This is a genomic window from Bacteroides sp. 3_1_23 (assembly GCF_000162555.1).
Lineage (GTDB): Bacteria > Bacteroidota > Bacteroidia > Bacteroidales > Bacteroidaceae > Bacteroides > Bacteroides ovatus.
The window spans coordinates 56,577-78,056 of record NZ_GG774952.1; the positions used below are offsets into that span (position 1 = coordinate 56,577).

At 40.0% G+C, this 21,480-nt stretch carries 14 protein-coding genes and 1 pseudogene; 10 read left to right on the forward strand and 5 right to left on the reverse strand.

Features of this window, described 5'->3' with window-relative positions:
- Positions 1–194 precede the first annotated feature (194 nt).
- Positions 195–830, forward strand: coding sequence for an HU family DNA-binding protein (locus HMPREF9010_RS11045; protein ID WP_004299544.1), 636 nt, complete (start codon positions 195–197; stop codon positions 828–830).
- Positions 831–1,050: 220 nt separating this feature from the next.
- Here the strand turns inward: HMPREF9010_RS11045 and HMPREF9010_RS11040 are convergent, their stop codons facing one another.
- Positions 1,051–1,518, reverse strand: a complete 468-nt coding sequence (locus tag HMPREF9010_RS11040; protein ID WP_008649392.1) for a hypothetical protein — start codon at positions 1,516–1,518, stop codon at positions 1,051–1,053.
- A 337-nt stretch (positions 1,519–1,855) separates the two neighbouring features.
- On the opposite strand from HMPREF9010_RS11040, the gene HMPREF9010_RS11035 reads away from it, so the two are divergent.
- Complete coding sequence (locus tag HMPREF9010_RS11035; protein WP_008649393.1) at positions 1,856–2,875, forward strand: DUF2059 domain-containing protein; 1,020 nt, start codon at positions 1,856–1,858, stop codon at positions 2,873–2,875.
- Between the two features lie 83 nt (positions 2,876–2,958).
- On the forward strand, positions 2,959–4,149 hold the full coding sequence (locus HMPREF9010_RS11030; RefSeq protein WP_232284359.1) for a TlpA disulfide reductase family protein: 1,191 nt from the start codon (positions 2,959–2,961) through the stop codon (positions 4,147–4,149).
- A gap of 87 nt (positions 4,150–4,236) precedes the next feature.
- On the opposite strand, the gene HMPREF9010_RS11025 is transcribed toward HMPREF9010_RS11030, so the two are convergent.
- Entirely contained in the window at positions 4,237–5,304 is a 1,068-nt protein-coding gene (locus HMPREF9010_RS11025) for a M20 family metallo-hydrolase (protein WP_004299550.1), read from the reverse strand.
- A gap of 109 nt (positions 5,305–5,413) precedes the next feature.
- Here HMPREF9010_RS11025 and HMPREF9010_RS11020 point away from each other — a divergent pair, with 109 nt between their 5' ends.
- Positions 5,414–7,228 carry an AMP-dependent synthetase/ligase gene (locus HMPREF9010_RS11020; RefSeq protein ID WP_008649395.1) on the forward strand — a complete coding sequence of 605 codons (1,815 nt, stop codon included), beginning with the start codon at positions 5,414–5,416 and terminating at the stop codon, positions 7,226–7,228.
- 189 nt (positions 7,229–7,417) lie between these two features.
- Here HMPREF9010_RS11020 and HMPREF9010_RS11015 read toward each other — a convergent pair whose 3' ends face one another.
- Positions 7,418–10,336 carry a M16 family metallopeptidase gene (locus HMPREF9010_RS11015; protein WP_032852730.1) on the reverse strand — a complete coding sequence of 973 codons (2,919 nt, stop codon included), beginning with the start codon at positions 10,334–10,336 and terminating at the stop codon, positions 7,418–7,420.
- Positions 10,337–10,435: 99 nt separating this feature from the next.
- Between HMPREF9010_RS11015 and prfB the strand changes: the two genes are divergently transcribed.
- The 5 genes and pseudogenes from prfB (at position 10,436) to HMPREF9010_RS10990 (ending at position 16,398) form a co-directional block, all read left to right on the forward strand.
- Positions 10,436–11,552, forward strand: a protein-coding gene (prfB, locus tag HMPREF9010_RS11010; RefSeq protein ID WP_143256892.1) for a peptide chain release factor 2 whose coding sequence is annotated in 2 segments (ribosomal slippage) — positions 10,436–10,498 and positions 10,500–11,552 — 1,116 coding nt in all. Because the reading frame shifts where the segments join, the coding sequence is not laid out codon by codon here.
- A 454-nt stretch (positions 11,553–12,006) separates the two neighbouring features.
- Entirely contained in the window at positions 12,007–13,059 is a 1,053-nt protein-coding gene (locus HMPREF9010_RS11005; RefSeq protein ID WP_008649397.1) for a porin, read from the forward strand.
- Between the two features lie 111 nt (positions 13,060–13,170).
- Positions 13,171–13,638 carry a CYTH domain-containing protein gene (locus HMPREF9010_RS11000; protein ID WP_004305204.1) on the forward strand — a complete coding sequence of 156 codons (468 nt, stop codon included), beginning with the start codon at positions 13,171–13,173 and terminating at the stop codon, positions 13,636–13,638.
- A 58-nt stretch (positions 13,639–13,696) separates the two neighbouring features.
- Positions 13,697–14,989: an MgtC/SapB family protein gene (locus HMPREF9010_RS10995; protein WP_032852763.1), complete on the forward strand. Its 1,293-nt coding sequence runs from the start codon at positions 13,697–13,699 to the stop codon at positions 14,987–14,989.
- 147 nt (positions 14,990–15,136) lie between these two features.
- A pseudogene (locus HMPREF9010_RS10990) lies at positions 15,137–16,398 on the forward strand (ATP-binding protein).
- A 160-nt stretch (positions 16,399–16,558) separates the two neighbouring features.
- Here HMPREF9010_RS10990 and HMPREF9010_RS10985 read toward each other — a convergent pair.
- Together HMPREF9010_RS10985 and HMPREF9010_RS10980 are read right to left on the reverse strand one after the other, a co-directional pair.
- A complete protein-coding gene (locus tag HMPREF9010_RS10985) occupies positions 16,559–17,719 on the reverse strand; it encodes a DNA/RNA non-specific endonuclease (RefSeq protein WP_004299559.1) in 1,161 nt (386 codons plus the stop codon).
- On the reverse strand, positions 17,716–18,741 hold the full coding sequence (locus HMPREF9010_RS10980; protein ID WP_004324470.1) for an endonuclease/exonuclease/phosphatase family protein: 1,026 nt from the start codon (positions 18,739–18,741) through the stop codon (positions 17,716–17,718). The genes HMPREF9010_RS10985 and HMPREF9010_RS10980 overlap by 4 nt, the downstream gene beginning before the upstream one ends.
- A gap of 200 nt (positions 18,742–18,941) precedes the next feature.
- On the opposite strand from HMPREF9010_RS10980, the gene HMPREF9010_RS10975 reads away from it, so the two are divergent.
- On the forward strand, positions 18,942–21,470 hold the full coding sequence (locus tag HMPREF9010_RS10975; protein WP_004299561.1) for a TonB-dependent receptor: 2,529 nt from the start codon (positions 18,942–18,944) through the stop codon (positions 21,468–21,470).
- The last annotated feature ends 10 nt before the right edge of the window (positions 21,471–21,480 follow it).

A 21,480-nucleotide genomic window follows, 5' to 3' on the forward strand; every position in this document is an offset into this window, starting at 1 on the left:
TTATCGTCCTTTTCTCTATTTTTTATCGTATCTTTGACGAAGAGTTATTGATGATTCACTTTCGTGGTCCAATCAAATGACAAAGGTGATTTAATTGGATAACAACTGTGATTTGAATGAACCACGGTAGTGGTTTAATAATAAGCTTAAAGTTTTTACATGAAATATAATCACTATCAAAACGTTAACTACTAATGGCTATACTTTACGATTGGTATGAGAATCCCGGTGAGTCCGACGATTCGGAAGAGAAAGGTTTGCATCCCCGCATTTTTTTGAATGGTAAGGTGGGAACGGATAAACTGTGCCGGATGATTCACGGGCGCAGTTCGCTTTCCGTAGGTGATGTAAAAAATGCGTTCGAGATGCTTGCCCAAATTTGTGGTGAAGAACTGCGCGAGGGACGTGAGGTGCATATTGAGGGACTTGGCTATTTTGCTCCAATCTTGCGGAGTACACAAAAAGTGACTCGCAGCACTAAGAACAAATGGTTGAAAATGGAGTTGAAAACAATCGGTTTTCGTCCCGACGCTCGTTTGCGAGGGGAACTGGTAGGTGTTAAGGGCAGCCGGAGCAAGTATGCACGCCATTCGGAATCCTTGTCGGTAGTGGAGATAGATATGCGGCTGAAGGAATATTTCGCCGATCATGACGTAATGCTTCGTTACGATTTTCAGGAGGTATGCTGCATGACACGGACTACGGCGAACCGTCACCTCCGGCGATTACTGGAAGAAGGCAAATTGAAAAATATCGGCAAACGTATGCAGCCGATTTATGTGGCTTCAGCAGGTTATTACGGGGTGTCTCGTGATGTGCTCCGGCGGTAAGCGGAACTTTTGAAGTGTGTAGGTGAAACCTTTGAAAGTAGGATGGAAGGGTTTTTCATGGTCGCTTTCACCCGCTTTCCTGCTTTGGGTGGAGGTTTCAGGAAGAAGGTGAAAGCGGTGAAGGATGTAGTCTTATAGATGATTTACTTTCATTGTTTGATTGAATAGTAAGGCTTTTTTAGTTATCTGTTAAATTGATAATATATCTGCTTAGAGGGGATTATTTAATAGCATCGAACTTCAGTGTCCCGTTTACGTCGATAATTTTCAAAGTACGGTTACCCTTTATTCCCATATCAATGAAATTGACCTTGTATAAACCATTTCCCAATGTAGTTACTGATGTTACTTTAGATATGTCGCTTGGTCCGTCTTGCATACCTGTTCGGAAGTTCCATATCGCATATCCTTCGCCGTCATACTCGTAGTTATCTTTCAGCTGCTTTTGCAATTTGGCTGTACAATGCTTTTTTACTGCCGGAACATAATTTTTTGCTCCAAAAACGTAGTTTGCGTAGAAATCTTTGATGAACTGAATGGTTTTGGTATTGTCCACTTTAGGTGATTGTAGAATAATGGCAGTTCCATTGGCGAGAACAACCTCATTGTCGAGACAACAAGCTTGAATTTGTATGGGTTGTAGGGCAAATCCTAGATGAATGATATATAAAAATAAAATCTTTTTCATATTCGTATATTATGTATTTTGAAAGCCTTATTTAGATTTAGCGACCTATTGCAAAGATAGCGTTAATTACGAAAAATGAACGAAGTATGTGAGAAAAAGATAATAATATCATATCAAAAGATGAAATGAATTGTTCAAAGCCATTTTGATAAGAGAGGGGGATGAATGTTATAATTAGGGATGAATAGGGGGTATTTCGTTTATCTATACATTGCAGGGCAGCCGGATAGTAGCCTCATTGATTGTACTATTCTATTAAATGATATAGATTTAATGTGTATCTTTGTAGGAAATGCAAAATAAAATATGGAATCAAAATAAATAAAATCAGATAATTATGAAAAACATTTTCCTTCCCAAAGTAATGATGTGCATAATTGCACTGTTTACTTTAATTTTACCAGCTTCTGCACAAAATACAAATGCGACAGATGAGTACAAAGAAACGTTGAAAAAGATTATGGTACTTTCCGGTGCTTCGGCTACTACGGATGACTTCTTCCAAAAAATCACATCTGTGATGAAATTAAATGCGCCGGAAAAGGATGAGGCTTATTGGAATGAGTTTTCTAAAAACTGGAAAGAGAAAATAGAAAGTAAGGTGTTTGAAATGTATATGCCTGTTTATGAGAAGCATTTAACTTTGGAAGAATTAAAAGCTGTTGCTGCATTTTATGAATCTCCCGTAGGTAAGAAATATAAAGAGGCTTCATTGATTGTTATGCGTGAGACAATGCCGTTGTTAGTGAAGCAACTCCAGACAGAGACATTCAAAGTGGTTAGATCAGAGAAAAGTGAACGAGTAAAAAGAGGTGAACAGCGGTTGAAAGAATATGAGCAAAAGAAGAAACGTGATAAAGAATTATATGCACAAGCCTATATGCTTCCAAGCGATAGTATAGTTATAGTTCCTGAAGAAGTGTATGAGAAAGCGTATGAAAATGGGATGTCTACAAGTCCTTCTTTATATTCGATTGAAAGGAGAAAGAATGATACTAAAGTGACATTTATACAACCTATTTATTGGGACTGGCAATGGTTGTATTATAGTCCGGGATTTAAGATTATCGATAAGAAAAGTGGCGATGAGTATAATGTACGAGGATATGATGGTGGAGCTCCGATAGGTAGGCTGTTGGCTGTCAAAGGATTTAATCATAAATATATTTATATCAGTCTTTTATTCCCGAAACTGAAGAAGAGTGTGAAAGAAATAGATATTCTTGAGTTGCCACACAAAAAAGATAAAGAACAGTTGCCTTCTAATGATGATGGAAAGTCTAAATCATATTTTAATGTAAAGGTGAAAGATTATCAGACTATTTCCGATAAGAAAAATAAGAAGATCTATTATTAGTTTAAATGATTATCAGAATTTGAAATGATAATAGCAGGCATTGAACATGAGTGTTTACTGTTTTTGATATAAATTTATTCTATATGAGAAATCGAATTATGATTTTATGCACGTTTTGTGCTATTGCTATATTTTCTTCTGCCCAAGAGAAATTCTCTATCCGAGGTATTGCTAATGAGGAATTGAATAATCAATTGTTGTATTTATGCCTGATGGGAGATGGAGAGAAAGCCAAAGAAGTCGTTTTGGACAGTACAACAGTGGAAAAAGGTAAGTTCTCTTTTTCTGGTGTACATCGGATGCCGGATATTGCAATCATCAAGGATATGGATGGAGAAACCTATCCGTTGATTTTCGAAAAAGGAGAAATATCAGTAAATATTGCTGCGAATAAGAGAGGGGGAACGCCTTTAAATGATTCATTGAATATAGCTTTGAATCGTATGCAGCTAATAATGGATAATATGTTGAAAACATCAGATAGTATTTATAAGTTAATGACTGGAATGAAATCTGAAGAATTTGCTGATAAGATGGTGAATGATACTGCATTTAGAGCAAGATATGATAAAATAGAGAAGAAATTTCTTGCACAAATGGATTCAGTATCACATTGTATAAAGGATTATAAGAATAGTATAGTGGGTGTATATCTTTTCTCCGTTGGAGGTATGATGATGCCTTTTGATGATATGAAGATTCTGATGAAAGAAGCTTCGCCTCTGTTTTCACAAAATAATTTGGTGAGAAATATTGTGGAAAAGAAGAACCAAGCAGAGCTGCGAAGGAAGGCGGAACTTGAAAATAAAATGACTCCGGAACAGCGTGAAGAACGAAAGAAACGGCAGGAGATGGATGCCAAGATAAAGATTGGCGAACGTTTCCCGGATGCTAAAGTGAAAGACAATGCAGGTAACATGAAACTCTTGTCTGATTATGTGGGTAAGGGAAAATATGTCTTGATTGACTTTTGGGCTTCATGGTGCGGACCTTGCCGGCATGAAATGCCCAATGTGAAAGCTGCCTATGAAAAATATGCTTCTAAGGGATTTGAGGTGATTAGCATATCCACAGATCGGAAACTGAAACCTTGGAGGGCTGCTGTTGAAGAACTTGGAATGAATTGGGTACAATTGTTGGATGTGGATGCTTCTGATATATATGGTATCTATGCTATACCCAGAACTTTCCTTGTAGATCCTACGGGAATTGTTATAGGCAAAAATTTAAGGGGTGAAAAACTGGAGGAAGCTTTATCGAAGTTGTTTGAATAATCGTTGCTTTGTTTTTATTGTATGGGTGAATTGATAGTTGAGAACTATATAATAGGATAACCACTATCAATTCACCAATGACTTTTATTAAATCAGAAGTCCGTCCAATAGCTCTAAATAAAGTCCGATCGCTTCTTCTATTTCTTTTAACATGATATATTCTTCTGCCGTGTGTGAACGTGACGAACGTCCCGGACCTATTTTTACCGATGGGAAGGACATTAAGGCCTGGTCGGACAATGTTGGAGAACCAAAAGGAACGCGTCCTAACTTCATAGCTTTCTGTACAAATGGGTGCTTTTCGTCAATTCGTGAAGAATTGAGACGGAATGAACGGGCTTGGGCTTCACAGGAAATATGCTTTTTGATTTCAGCAAACAGTTCTTCATTTGAGTAAAGCTCGTTACTCCGGACATCGACGATGAAAGTACATTTGTCGGGAATCACATTGTGTTGTGTACCGGCATTGATGACAGTGACACTCATCTTTACGGGACCCAACAAGGGTGACTCTTTCTCAAAACGATAGTCACGGAACCAGGCAATATCATCTAATACTTTGTAAATAGCATTGTCTCCTTCATTACGCGCTGCGTGTCCCGCCTTACCTGTGGCAGTAACATCCAATACCATTAATCCCTTTTCGGCAATGGCGGGTTGCATCTCTGTCGGTTCGCCCACTATGGCAAATGAGACTGGAGGAAGTCCCGGCAATACGCTCTCAATTCCGTCTTTTCCAGAAACTTCTTCTTCACAAGAGGCCAGATAAATCAGATTATACTTCTGCGAAGTGCGACATAGTTGCAGGAACACCTGTAATAACGAAACAACGCTGGCACCGGCATCGTTACTTCCTAATCCATATAACTTACCGTTTTCTTCACGTGGAGTGAACGGATCTTTCCGCCAACCGTTAACAGGTTTCACTGTGTCTATGTGGGAGTTAAGTAAAATAGTCGGCTTCTTCAGATCAAACATAGGACTAAAGCACCACACATTATTTCCTTTACGTCCCGTCTGCATACCTGCCATTTCAATATAGTTTTGCAGGAAATCCGCAGCTTGGGTTTCTTCCCGGCTGATTGAAGGAATACTAATCAGTGATTTAAGCAGGCTTACAGCCTCTGTTGTCATATATGGAATATCATATTTCATAGTGCAAATCTTTTATCTATATCTTAATCTTTGCACAAAGATAGTCGTTTTGAGCAATAGTTTCAAATAAAACTAATACCTTTGTACCATATTTACTAATACAAAGAGTATGACTTATCATCATTTATCTGTCCTGGTCCATCGTCAGGCCGAAAAATATGGCGACAAGGTAGCCTTAAAATACCGTGACTATGAGACAGCTCAATGGATTCCTATTTCATGGAAGCAGTTCTCCGGAACAGTACGGCAAGCAGCTAATGCTTTCGTGGCATTGGGAGTGGAAGAACAAGAGAATATCGGTATATTTTCACAGAATAAACCCGAATGGTTCTATGTAGACTTTGGTGCATTTGCCAACCGGGCGGTTACCATTCCGTTTTATGCAACGAGTTCACCTGCGCAGGCGCAATATATCATTAATGATGCGCAGATTCGTTTTCTTTTTGTCGGTGAGCAATACCAGTATGATGCCGCTTTCAGTATCTTTGGTTTCTGTTCTTCTTTGCAACAACTGATAATCTTTGACCGTTCGGTGGTAAAAGACCCTCGTGACGTATCATCTATCTATTTTGATGAATTTATGGCGACGGGAGAGGGATTGCCTCATAATGATACGGTAGAAGAACGTACGGAGCGGGCTTCTTATGATGATTTGGCAAATATTCTCTATACTTCCGGCACAACGGGGGAACCGAAAGGGGTTATGCTTCATCATTCTTGTTATCTGGAACAGTTTCATACACATGATGACCGTTTGACGACGATGTCGGATAAGGATGTATCGATGAACTTCCTTCCATTAACACACGTGTTTGAGAAAGCATGGTGTTATCTCTGTATTCATAAAGGAGTGCAGGTTTGTATCAATCTCCGTCCGGCAGATATACAAACAACCATTAAGGAAATTCGCCCGACACTGATGTGCAGTGTTCCCCGTTTTTGGGAGAAGGTGTATGCAGGGGTACAGGAAAAAATAAACGAAACTACAGGGTTGAAGAAGGCACTGATGCTGGATGCTATCCGGGTAGGTAGAATCCATAATCTGGATTATCTGCGTCTGGGAAAGACTCCTCCGGTGATGAATCAACTGAAATATAAGTTTTACGAAAAGACTATCTATTCTTTGCTAAAAAAAACAATCGGTATTGAGAATGGTAACTTTTTCCCGACTGCCGGTGCTGCCGTTCCCGATGAGATTAATGAATTCGTTCATTCGGTAGGAATCAATATGGTGGTAGGATATGGACTGACGGAATCTACGGCTACTGTATCTTGTACACTGCCGGTTGGCTATGATATCGGTTCGGTAGGTGTTGTACTGCCGGGGATTGAAGTGAAAATCGGTGAAGACAATGAAATCCTGCTTCGGGGTAAGACGATCACAAAAGGCTATTACAAAAAAGCGGAAGCCACAGCTGCCGCTATTGAGCCGGATGGCTGGTTCCATACAGGTGATGCCGGTTACTTTAAAAATGGACAGCTTTTCCTGACGGAACGTATTAAAGATTTATTCAAAACATCAAACGGCAAATACGTCGCTCCGCAAGCTTTGGAAACGAAGTTGGTCATTGACCGTTATATCGACCAGATTGCCATTATCGCCGATCAACGTAAGTTTGTCTCGGCTCTGATTGTTCCTGTATATGGATTTGTGAAAGAGTATGCCAAAGAAAAGGGTATTGAATATAAGGATATGACGGAACTGTTGCAGCATCCGAAGATTGTAGGATTGTTCCGTGCCCGGATCGATACACTTCAGCAACAATTTGCGCACTATGAACAAATCAAACGTTTCACTTTACTGCCTGAGCCATTCAGCATGGAACGTGGAGAATTGACTAATACACTGAAACTGAAACGGGCGGTGGTTGCCAAGAATTATAGTGAGCAGATAGAGAAGATGTACGAAGAAAGTGAGAAATAGGCGATAAGCGGTTTATCGTTAAAAATGAAACGATAAACCGTAAATGATAAATCGGAAACAATAAAGAGTGTATTGGAGCTCTCTTTAAAAGTATTACCCCTGTTACAGTTCAATTTGTAACAGGGGTAAACTTTGTGTTTAGGGGGGGCTTTGACACCTGCTAATTATTTATGGCCGGCTCGTTTCTTTTTAGTATCCGAAAATCTGTTCTTGGGTCAATTCTTCAATAGGACCTACAGCTTTCAATTTATCCAGCTCCAAATCTTTCTTATCTCCCAGGATGCAATAAACATACGTACGTCCTTTTACCCATTGCTTTTGGAAATCGACAATATCTTTTAGCGACATGTTCTGTATGTCGTTGTAGAGCTTGATGCGCGGGTCTACGTTTTGCCCTAAATCTTGTGCATTGATATAACTCCAGATAATGTCACCTTTGATGATACGTTCGGCGCGCAGACGGTTGGTTAATCCGTCTTTAGCCAGTTTGAAAGCAGCTTCGGATTCCGGCATATTATTGATGATGTCATTAAATGTAGTGACGGCATCAATCATTTTGTCGTTTTGCGTGGCAATCTGTGTACGTAGTACATAGGGATACTTCAAGTAGCTCGGCGGCATTATGCTAGCCCAGGCGGAATAAGCCAATCCACGTGTTTCACGCATTTCCTGAAAGACGATAGAGTTCATGCCCCCTCCGAAGTATTCATCATATAATGCGCGGATAGGTTCAATGGCAGGATCATACTTCTTATCGAGATTGGATATCTGTGCCATGTATATTTGCTTGGCGTCATAAGGAGCTACTAGAACTTTAGTAACGGGAGTTTCGAGATAAGCATACTCGTTTCCGGCAGGAATATCCTTCAGGACTGCCGGAACCTGATGATATTGGTTGATGGTAGCCAGTAAATCTTTGCTGCTGCTTGGGCCGTAGTATAAAATACGGTGCTTGTAGCTGTTCTGATTGTGAATCCGGTCTACCAGTTCCTGTGGATTCATATTTGTCAGTTCCGCCTCCGTCAGTAGATTGGTGGCAGGGGATTTGGGACCGTACATGGCAAAGCTCATCAAACGGGAGAAGTTCTGTCCCTGATTCAGTTTGGCGTCCGAACGGGCTTTCAGTATATCGCTGGTCATATTAGTATAGGCTTCCTTATTAACCTGCGCATCTGCCAGTAGCTTTTCGAATAATTGTACGGCAGCAGGCATATTCTCATTCAGTCCGGAAAGTACGACATACGTGCGTTCGTTACCCGGAGAAACATAGAAAGTACAAGCCAGGCGATAGAATTCACTTTTCAGTTCTTCCGGTGTCATGTCCGAAGTACCGAGATATTCGAGATAATCGAATGCTGTTCCAAAAGCTTTGTCATGGTTGTTTCCCATATCAAAGACATAAATCAATTGGAACAGGTCATTGGCTACATTCTGTTTGTAAAGAACCGGAATATCCGATTTTGCCTTTAATTGGCTCATATCCTTTTGATAATCGAGAAACACTGGTTCAATCGGTTTGACTGCGCTTTCCTGTACCTCCACAAGGAACGGACTGGCTACATCACGATTGGTTATGATAGGAGTAATCTCCGGTTTCGTCATCTTCTTTTCGTTCGGGTCTTTTCCTTGCTTTTTGTAGATAACGGCATAATTATCTTCTTTCAGGTATTTGTTGGCGAACGCTACGATGTCTTCTTTGGTCAGTTTGGCCATACGGTCGATGGCAGTAACTTCATTTTTCCAGTCTGTGCCGTTAATAAATGAGTTGACAAACATATCGGCACGTCCTTCGTTGCTTTCCATGTTTTGCAGTTCACCGAGTTTGAAATTGTTGATGTTCGCTTCCAGCATTTTCTCGTCGAACTCTCCGGCACGGAGCTTCTTGATTTCGCTGAGTAGCAAGTCTTTTACCTCTTCCAGTGTTTGTCCTTGTTTAGGAAGTCCTCCTAACAGCAATGCAGAGTAATCTGCCAGTCCCATCGGGTAACCGTAACTATTCAAGACCTTCTGTTGCTGGTTCAGGTCAAGGTCGATAAGTCCTGCCTTTCCATTGTACAATACTTGCGAAACGACTTGCAGGATTTCAAAGTCTTTGTCGGATACACCGGGGAATCTCCAAGCCAATGCAACGCTTTCGGCATCCGGACCTAACACCTCTTTTACAACAGGTTGCGTGATTGGCGCCTCTTTCGGAAGGTCCAGTTTCGGGAGTTCCGGATTGGGTTTCAATCCACCAAAATATTTATCGATTAATGCAATTGTTGCATCCGGGTCTAAATCGCCAGACATACAGATTGCCATATTGTTGGGCACATACCATTGTTTATAGTAGTTCTTGATATTCGTGATAGAAGGATTCTTTAGGTTCTCCTGTGTACCTAACACAGTCTGCGTTCCATAAGGATGCTTGGGAAAAAGAGAAGAAAAAATAGCTTCCTGCACTTTGCTGTTGTCACGGGTGAGTGACATATTTTTCTCTTCATATACAGCTTCCAATTCAGTATGGAAACCACGAATTACATTGTTTTCAAAACGATCTGCCTGAATCTTCGCCCAGTTGTCTATCTGGTTGGAAGGAATGTCTTCCTGATAGACCGTCTGGTCATACCAGGTATAAGCATTGCTGCCGGTAGATCCGATGGCTGCCATTAATTTGTCATATTCATTAGGGATAGCATACTTGGAAGCTTCGTAAGAAAGGCTGTCGATGGTGTGGTAGATCGCCTTACGTTCCGCTTCATCCGTAGTCTTACGATAAATTTCGAACTGTTGTTCGATTGCATCCAGCAGAGGTTTTTCGGTCGCGTAGTCTTTTGTGCCAAACTTGTCGGTGCCTTTAAACATGAGATGTTCGAAATAATGGGCAAGTCCCGTCGTTTCTGCCGGGTCATTCTTCCCGCCCACTCTTACTGCGATAAATGTTTGTATGCGCGGAGTTTCCTTGTTTACGGTGAGGTAAACCTTTAGTCCGTTATCCAGTGTGTAAATGCGGGCTTTTAGCGGGTCATTGGGCACTGTTTCGTAGCTATACTTCTTTTGTGAGCTACAGCTGCAAATCACTAATGCCAGGAAGAGTGACAAGCAAGAAAGTTTCAATCGTTTGTTCATAATATGACAACATTTTAATAACAAAAACAAAGGTAGCAGAATTTTGCTTATCTTTGTCCCCGATATCTGAAATTTGTAAATAATAAATTTGTAAATCAAATGATTACTATTGAACAACTTAAAGACGTGAAAGAGCGCACTGATGCGCTGAGGAGGTATCTTTGACATCGACGGGAAGAAAATTCAAGTCGAAGAAGAGCAATTAAGAACACAAGCTCCGGGATTCTGGGATGACCAGAAGAGAGCCGAAGCTCAAATGAAACTGGTGAAAGACCTGCAAAAGTGGATTGAGGGTTACAACGAACTCAAAACGCTGGCAGACGAACTCGAACTGGCATTTGATTTCTATAAAGAAGAACTGGTGACTGAGGAAGATGTAGATGCTGCTTATGCAAAAGCCAGTGAGGCGGTAGAGGCACTCGAACTCAAAAATATGCTTCGTGATGAAGCCGACCAGATGGATTGTGTGCTGAAAATCAATTCAGGTGCCGGTGGTACGGAAAGTCAGGACTGGGCTTCCATGTTGATGCGTATGTATCTGCGTTATGCCGAGACGAATGGTTATAAAGCTACCATTGCCAACCTTCAGGAAGGGGATGAAGCCGGAATCAAGACCTGTACTATCAATATCGAAGGTGACTTTGCTTATGGTTATTTGAAAGGAGAGAACGGTGTGCACCGTTTGGTTCGTGTTTCTCCCTACAATGCGCAGGGTAAACGTATGACCTCTTTTGCTTCTGTGTTTGTTACTCCGTTGGTAGATGACAGTATTGAAGTTAATATTTTGCCTGCCAATATCTCTTGGGATACGTTCCGAAGCGGTGGTGCCGGTGGACAGAATGTGAATAAGGTGGAGTCCGGTGTCCGTTTGCGTTATCAGTATAAAGACCCTTATACCGGTGAGGAAGAAGAAATCCTGATCGAGAATACCGAAACCCGTGACCAACCGAAGAATCGTGAGAATGCAATGCGTCAGTTACGTTCTATCTTATATGATAAGGAATTGCAGCACCGTATGGCAGAACAGGCGAAGGTGGAAGCCGGTAAGAAGAAAATCGAATGGGGTTCACAAATCCGAAGCTACGTATTTGATGACCGTCGTGTGAAAGACCACCGTACCAACTATCAAACCTCGGATGTGAACGGCGTGATGGATGGCAAAATAGATGGTTTTATCAAAGCTTATTTGATGGAGTTTTCTTCACAAGAATCATAAAAAATAAAATTAGCAAGAATTATTTTTGGAAAGTTAATAGATTTGTACTTACTTTGTTAGCGTTGAACTTTAAAGCTAACTATTATGGGTAAGGTGAAGAAAAAAGTAGCAATTAGTAAGAAAGAAGAAGAACAAGCCCAGAAGGTTGTCAAAATAGTGTTCGTCTCATTAATTATTTTGGCATTGATTATGCTGATCGCATTTTCCTTTTTCGGCTGATAAGTTCGCCACAAATTATACGGTTAACCCAGATTGTTTGGTTATTGATAGGATAAATATCAAATCCGATCTGTGTTAATCTGCGTAATTTGTGGCGAACTCTTTGTTTTGTAATGCATTTGTGTTCTCTGTAATATAAATGTAACTTTTCTGTCATTTTCCTGTATTCGATTTGTCATCTTCGTGTATCCTCACAGTTGTACTTTTGCCGTGAATTTAGTAGCAGACAACTGAAATGAGTAGAATCAGAACAACCGTCGTTATGCTTTTGCTGGCGACAATGGCCTTTGGACAGGCAAAAGAAGATGCAGGGGATGGTAAGATGCTGGATAAACAGACCATGGAGTTTAAGGATTATCTGCCGGAGATTCACGGAACAATCCGGGGAAAGTACGAATATCAGACAGAAACAAGTGAAAGCCGTTTTGAAGTACGTAATGCACGCTTCAGTGTTTCGGGAAATGTGCATCCGATAGTTGCTTATAAAGCGGAAATCGACCTTTCCGATGAAGGCTCTATCAAGATGCTTGATGCGTATGCACGTGTTTTTCCGGTGAAAGACCTGAATTTTACGATTGGTCAGATGCGCGTTCCTTTCACAATAGACGCTCACCGCTCACCACATCAGCAGTATTTTGCCAACCGTTCATTCATTGCCAAGCAAGTAGGAAATGTGCGTGACGTTGGTTTTACGGCTGGCTATACGAATAAAGGTGGCTTCCCTTTTATCCTTGAAGGAGGATTATTCAACGGCTCCGGTTTGACCAATCAGAAAGAATGGCATAAAACGCTGAATTACTCCATAAAAGCACAGTTACTGCCTAATAAGAACTGGAATCTGACACTTAGCACCCAAATGATAAAACCGGAAAATGTACGGATTAATATGTACGATGCCGGTGTCTATTATCAGAATGACCGTTTTCATATTGAGGCGGAATATTTATATAAAATGTACGGTCACGAAGCATTTAAAGATGTTCATGCGGTGAATAGTTTTATTAATTACGATTTACCATTAAAGAAAGTATTCAATAAAATCTCCTTCCTGGCTCGCTATGATATGATGACCGATCATAGTGATGGTAAGATGGATGAAACGACAAAAGCTTTGATTATAAATGATTATGCCCGACATCGTGTGACAGGCGGAATCACATTAAGTCTTTCCAAAGCTTTCATTGCCGACCTCCGACTGAACTTCGAGAAATATTTCTATAAGAACTCCGGCGTTCCAAAAGAATCGGAACGGGACAAAATCGTGATTGAGTTCATGACGAGATTCTGAAATAAATAGAGACTTGAAAATTGAGAATTGTAGTTTTCTGATACATGATGTGAGGTATCAAACTATCATTTTTTAATTCTCAATTTTCAATTTTTAATTTATCTTTGTGCCATGGCACAGGAAATAGAACGTAAATTTTTAGTTATCGGTGAATTCAAGTCTTCGGCTTTTGCGCAGAGTCATATTGTGCAGGGGTATATCAGTAGTGCTCGCGGGCGTACTGTCCGGGTTCGTATTCGGGATGAAAAAGGTTATCTGACAATAAAGGGAGCTTCTAATGCTTCCGGTACCAGTCGTTATGAATGGGAAAAGGAGCTGGCCTTATCAGAAGCAGAAGAATTGATGAGGCTTTGCGAACCGGGGATTATTGACAAGACCCGTTATTTGGTACGTAGTGGCAAACATGTATTTGAAGTCGACGAGTTTTATGGTGAGAATGAAGGACTTATTGTGGCAGAAGTAGAGTTGGAATCGGAAGATGAGGCTTTTGTAAAACCCGACTTTATTGGTGAGGAGGTAACGGGCGACATACGCTACTATAATTCACAGCTAATGAAAAAACCGTATAAAACGTGGTGAGCGTTAACAAATAAACCGTATATTTGTTCTTATATAAAAAAGAGAGCAGTGTATGGATATGGAACAGTTGTACAGCTATGTGCCGCGTGAATTGGTTACTTTTGTTTTAGTAACCTTGTTTTCTTTATTAATTGGACTTTCGCAACGTCGAATCAGTCTGAAGCGTGAGGGGGAGACTACTCTTTTCGGAACTGACCGCACTTTTACCTTTATTGGTATACTGGGTTACTTGCTTTATATCTTAGACCCTACGGATATGCGTCTGTTTATGGGAGGTGGAGCGGTATTGGGATTGCTGTTGGGATTAAACTATTATGTAAAGCAATCACAATTTCATGTTTTTGGTGTAACTACCATCATTATTGCCCTGATTACTTATTGTATGGCTCCTATCGTAGCTACCCAACCTTCCTGGTTTTATGTCATGGTAGTTGTGACTGTGCTCCTGCTGACTGAACTCAAACATACTTTTACGGAATTTGCGCAACGAATGAAGAATGATGAAATGATTACGTTAGCCAAGTTCTTGGCTATCAGCGGTATCATATTACCGATGCTTCCGCATAAGAATCTGATTCCGGATATTAATCTTACTCCTTATTCTATTTGGTTGGCAACAGTAGTAGTATCCGGCATTTCCTATCTCTCTTATCTATTAAAAAGGTATGTATTCCATGAATCCGGAACGTTAGTTTCTGGTATTATTGGTGGATTATACAGCAGTACGGCTACGATCTCGGTACTTGCCCGCAAAAGCCGAAAAGCATCAGAGCAGGAAGCGACTGATTATGTTGCTGCCATGTTGCTGGCTGTTAGCATGATGTTTCTGCGATTTATGATACTGATACTTATTTTCAGTAGAGAAATCTTCTTGTCTATTTATCCATATCTGTTGACTATGGCTGTAGTCGCGGCTATTGTTGCCTGGTTTATCCATTCCCGGCAAAAACGACCGGAAGACCAGTCTGCTGAAACAGAAGAGGATGATAGTAGCAACCCGTTGGAATTTAAAGTTGCTTTGATTTTTGCCGTACTCTTTGTGATATTCACTTTCTTAACTCATTATACACTTGTTTATGCAGGTACAGGCGGATTGAATCTCCTTTCTTTTGTATCCGGTTTTAGTGATATCACTCCTTTCATATTAAACTTATTGCAAAATACGGGTAGTGTTGCTGCATTGATAATTACTGCTTGTAGTATGCAGGCTATTATTAGCAATATAATGGTAAACATGTTCTATGCTCTATTCTTTGCAGGGAAGGGGAGTAAACTTCGTCCTTGGATTTTGGGAGGATTCGGTGTGGTAATTGCTTGTAATCTCGTTTTGTTGCTGTTCTTTTATATTTAAGAAAGGGGAGCAATTGATCGTTTTTCATTAGTCCTAGTTCTAGTAATTTACTATTTTGTCGAATATAATCGATGAAATAGATGTGTTTTTGTCGACTATATTCGATAAAAATAATCTATATTTGTCGAATATAATCGATAATGTAAAATGAATAAGGAACTGATAAAAGGATTGATAGCTGAATATCAGCAGTTTGTAAAGAGCGTGTCATTCGTGAAACGTGCGGTGACTCTATCTGATAACTTCAATTATGTCTTTGTAGGTTTACGTCGGGTTGGGAAGTCTTATTTGATGTATCAGCAGATACATCATTTAATAGAGATAGGTATTTCACCGGAAGAGATTCTTTTCTTTAATTTTGAGGATGAGCGAATAGCTGGTATGGATACAGAACATCTTGATATGATAAAGAGATGTTATGAAGAGATGTATTCTCATCGTCCTATATTTTTTTAGATGAAATACAGATTGTACCGCATTGGGAACAATTTGTCCGACGGCTTGCCGATCAGAAGTACAGGGTTTATGTAACAGGGAGCAATGCTAAGATGTTGAGTAAGGATATAGCTACTACTCTAGGGGGACGTTTTATGATTCAATACGTCTATCCTTTCTCGTTTCGTGAGTATTTGTCATCTAACGGTGTTCAATTAGATAAGCTTTGGATTTATAAGAACCGTTCGGAGGTAGTCCGACATTTCGATACTTACTTTCGTTTTGGTGGTTTACCTGAACTGTTAGTGGCCGAGGGACAAGAGAAACGACAATGGCTGAGTAGTCTTTTTAATAAGATATTCTTCGGTGATTTAGTGGCTCGTTATTCTATTCGAAATGATATGGCGTTAAAGGTACTCATTCGAAAACTGGCTGAAAGCGTGAAGCAGCCTTCTTCTTTCACTCGTCTGGCTAATTTAGTATCTTCCACAGGCAAGAAGATTACCACTGATACTATTATAGACTATTTGAATTATCTGGAAGATACCTGGATCATGTTTTCTTTAGAAAACTACGCTAGTAAGTTAGCCGATAAAGTGTCCAATAAAAAATATTATTTTATGGATAATGGAATACTTAGTCTGTTTTTAATGGATCCGGAAACTTCTTTATTGGAAAATCTCGTGGCAGTTACATTAAAGAAACGGTATGGTGATGATTTATATTTCTATCATCGGAATATAGAAGTAGACTTTTATCTGGATGAAGGGCATAAGGCCATACAAGTATCATATAGTTTAAAAGATCCGGAGACTCGAAAACGAGAAGTGAATGCCTTACTGAAACTTGCAGAAAATGTGGCAGTGGATGATCTGTGTATTATTACCAGAGACGAAGAGGAAATGATCGTAGAAGGAGAGAAGACGATTCGGGTTGTGCCGGTATGGAGGTGGTTGTTGGATGATGAAGGATGAATAAGCTATTCCTGATTTGTAAAGATGCCTGGATAATAAAAATTCAGGACTAAATATTAAAAGAGGGTATGCCAGATTAATGTGCACCCCTCTTTTTTATTATATTTAAAAATCACATGAAATCTTTTATCTAATGATTGCTAGTAACGTGTCTTGTTTTTTACCACTGCCAATCATTTACATTATAAGTTGCTTCTACTGTATTTTCGATATTGTCGGGTAGATTATGGAAGAAATCTATGCCAGTTTCTTGTTCCAAAGCATCAATCGACATGAGATATTTCTTTGGGTCTTTTTTGTCAGGATCATCTTTAAGATTTTCGTGAGGCATATAAAATCCTATTGCTTTATAATTATCTCCGCTACGGAAAAGTACTGCCATAAAGAAATATTTTGGAATAGCTATCTCATTTTTTATATATCCTTTTATCATGCCTTCTCCAATAGTTCCTCCTTTTACAACATATAGTGTATCTGTTGATCTTGAAATGTTATATCCCCATGCTTGTACTTTGTCTTCTCCCGTATTCCAGGCACTTCCACTTTGATTGAATCCGTTACCAGATTGCGGGCTTATGTTTGACATATAGAATGTTTGTTGATTGGCCTCTTTGGAGTACTGTCTGTCTGATGATGCGCATAAATGCCCTCTAGTATATCCGGAATTTGTATAGTCGTTGTGCTTTGCCGCATATTGTGATGGTAATTCAGGATCGGGTTTGTATGCTTCATTACGTCCAACATTTCCGCCTGTTGTATTGTCGAAACGATAAGCTATCCAATAAGAATGTTTATACTTGTAACTGTATTCCAAACTATAAGTTGGGTAATCTTTGCCATTCCGTTTAGTTGTATGAGTGATAAATTGGTTCATACTTCCACCTTTTAACGCTGGAATCTCAAGCATGCTTGCATATCCCGAAGGTTTTTCCGGATCTGGAACGGGATTTGAACCATTGCCTGCTAATTGTTTGAGTGTGAATTTGGCCTCCTCTTTTCCGGCTGTGATTGTAATAATGACACTTCGTTCAGCTCCGGTATTTGCTTTCATATATCCACTGATAGAGCCATTTCCATTGCCGGATGTTCTACTCAATGTACACCAAGTCTCACTACTTGAAGCCTGCCATGTGCCATCAGCTTTTACACGAATGATAAATCCGCCTCCATTGGCATTGATTTGTGTTTGGTCAATAGAGGCAATTCCTTGATTGGTATTGCCTGAGTTGTCTGGAAGTTCAGGCGAATCCTGTTCACTACATGAGATTGCAGTGCTACAAGTTATGAACAGGATGAATAGTTTAAATAATGCTTTTGTCATTTCACTTCTTTAATTAGATAAATAATAGTAGGCAAGTGATCGCTATATCCGTTTAGCCATACACCACCTGCCTGTGTCCGTTTAGGATATCCTTTATATTTTCCTTCTTTTTGGAACATAAAATCACGGCTGAAGATTTCATGTTTATAGAATTTCAGTGTACTGCGGTCAGTGCCCAACAAATTTCCGGTGAATACAATTTGATCGAACAAATTCCATTTACCTTTGTACATCAGAGTTCCATATCCTTTCTTCAAAGTATCCCACCATGGATTGTACAAGTCTGTAGGACCTGCATCAACAGGTTTCCGTTTAGCTCCAAGTGCTACAGCCATACTTTTATCCATCGGGTCATCGTTCATATCCCCCATGATAACAATTTTGGCTGCGGAGTCTTCCCTTAACAGTGAATCTTTGATAGCTCTAACTTGTTCTCCTGCGCGTTCACGTGCTGGAGAAGCGGCAGCTCTCGAAGGCCAGTGATTGACGATAAAGTGCATTTTCTCATCTGCGATATTGCCGCTGGCAATCAGGAAACCACGTGTCTTATGCACTGTATCATTGATATATACATAAGGTACGAGTTTACTATTTGTCAGTTCAAACAATTTGGGATTATAGAAAAAAGCACAGTCCACACCACGTTGGTCTTCTCCTTCGTAGTGAACATACTGGTACCCTCTGTCCGCTAAAGCAGGTTGTTTCAGTATGTCTTCCAATACTCTGTAATTTTCGATTTCAGAAACGCCGATAATGGCGGGACCCATTGGCAACTTGTCGGTACTTAACAGGCTTAATATTTCCGACATGTTTTTCAGCTTAGCCTTATACTTCATCGTATTCCACTGATTAGTACCGTTAGGAAGATACTCGTAGTCATTCTTACCTTCATCGTGAATGGTATCAAACAAATTCTCCATATTGTAGAACGCTACACTGTAGAGGGCAAATTTCTTTTCCTGTCCATAGGCCATGAGGACGAAAAGAGCGAGTACACCTAAAGTCATTAAGCTTTTTTTCATCTTTGAAATTGATTTTAAAAGTGGGTAATTTGTCATTTGTATGACAAATATCTAAAAAGAAAACGAAAAACCCACCCTTACGAGTTACTTTTTTTGTAAAAAACATTGTTATTTATAAAATTCTTTGTTATTTTGCGTAACAGCTTATTTCATTTGTGTTGCAAAGCGAAAGACCAATTAACATTAATATAAATTAAATTATGAAACAACGACTAGGGTTAGCGATCGTGCTATTTTGCTTAATGCCAGCACTTTTTGCTCAGCAAAAGGCAAAGCAAAACGCCCGTGAGGACAATGCTTCTTTCATGTTTACAGAATCACAATTGAATGAGGATGATGATGCAGCACAGAGCACATCTGCATTGGTCACTTCTAACAATGATGTTTATCTGTCAAATGTAGGTTATCTGTTTAGCCCAATGAGATTTCGTGTGAGGGGATATGATTCCCAGTATAGTGACATGTATATCAATGGGGTACAGTTTAATGATGCAGAAACAGGACGTTTCAGTTACGGATTAATAGGAGGATTAAACGATGCTACCCGTAATAAGGAGGGGATCGGTCCTTTTGAAATTAACAACTTTACTTTCGGAGCCATAGGGGGAGCTTCCAATATCAATTTACGTGCCAGCCAATATGCGGCCGGTTCAAAACTAACCTTATCAGGTAGTAACCGCAACTATATCTTGCGTGGAATGTATACTTATTCTACAGGTCTGATGAATAATGGATGGGCCTTTACCGGTTCATTGGGATATCGTTGGGGTAACGAGGGAAATATTGAAGGAATCAAGTACAACTCTTTTTCTTACTTCCTCGGTGCAGAGAAAGTATTCAATGATCGCCATAGTCTTTCTTTGGCAACTTGGGGAACACCTACAGAGAGAGGGCAGCAAATGGCGGCAACTGAAGAAGCCTATTATTTAGCAAACAGTCATTATTATAATCCGAACTGGGGATATCAGAATGGAGAAAAAAGAAATGCGCGTATTGTACGCCAGTTCGAGCCATCAGCCATCGCTTCATGGAATTTCACCATTGATGATAATAAGAAACTGGTGACGAGTGCCGGATTCAAATATTCCAATTATGGCAAAAGTGCTTTGGGCTGGAATGGTAATGCAGCCGATCCGCGTCCGGATTATTATAAAAAGTTGCCTAGCTCTATCTTCGACGTGTGGGAATCCGTTCCTACTGCCGATGAACTGCAGCAGTTTAATGAGGTTACTGATAATTGGAAGAATAATAAAGCTTATCGTCAGTTGGATTGGGATGCTCTTTATTTTGCCAATAAACAAGCGAATGCATTAGGTAAAGAGACGCTTTATTATGTGGAAGAACGTCACGACGACCAGTTAGCTTTCAACTTAAGTTCTGTATTCAATCATCAATGGAATGAGCGCAATAGCTATGTTGCCGGAATTGCAGTGAATACAACCAAAGGTATGCATTATAAGAAAATGAAAGACTTGCTGGGTGGACAACTTTATACGGATGTCGACAAGTTCGCAGTACGTGACCATGGCGCTAGTTCCAGCATGGTGCAGAATGACCTCGATAATCCTAACCGTCGTATTGGTGAAGGTGATAAATTTGGTTATGACTATAACATCTATGTGAATAAGCAGAGCGCATGGGTACGTTATCAGGGTAATAATGGTGGATCATTAAATTATTTTGCTTCCGGTAAAATCGGATCTACACAAATGTTCCGTGATGGCTTGATGAGAAACGGACGTGCGCCATTGAAATCACTAGGTAGTAGCGGTACGGCGAAGTTCCTGGAAGGCGGTATAAAAGCTGGTCTGAATTGGGCTATCAATGGCAATCATTCCTTTACGTTGAATGCCGGATATGAAGAACGTGCACCGCTGGCTTACAATTCTTTCATCGCTCCGCGTATTAAGAACGATTTTGTGAGAGATTTGAAAACAGAGCGTATCATTGGTGGTGATTTGACTTACAACTTCAATACTCCTTGGGTGATGGGACGTTTGACGGGTTATTACACTCGTTTCCAGAATCAAGTAGAAATGGATGCTTTCTATAACGATAGCGAAGCACGTTTCACTTATCTTTCTATGAACGGTATTGAAAAGGAACATTGGGGAATAGAAGCTGCTGCTACCTTTAAATTGACAAGTGAGCTGTCATTAACAGCTATCGGTACTTGGAGCGAAGCTAAGTATACCAATAATCCGGATGCTGTGTTGACGTATGAAAGTGAGAATGAGTCAAACCTCGACCGTGTTTATGCTAAAGGTATGCGTGCCAATGGCACTCCGCTTTCTGCTTATAGTCTTGCTTTGGATTATAACGTAAAAGGTTGGTTCTTCAATTTGACAGGAAATTATTATGATCGTGTATATATCGATTTCTCAAGCTATCGTCGTCTTGGCAGTGTATTGGATAAGAATGGTGCTGGTGTAGATGCTAACGGAAATCCGGTTCTCAATGTACCGGGTCAGGAGAAACTGGATGGCGGATTTATGTTGGATGCTTCTATTGGAAAATATATCCGTTTGCGCAATGGAAAGAGCATTAGTCTCAATTTAAGTTTGACTAATATCCTGAACAATACAGATTTGCGTACAGGTGGTTTCGAACAAAACCGTGATGATAATTACAAAGACGGTGACGCACGTGTTTACAAGTTTTCCAAGAATTCTAAGTATTTCTACGCATTCCCGTTCAATGCTTTCTTGAACATTGGTTATAGATTTTAAGAATGTGTAG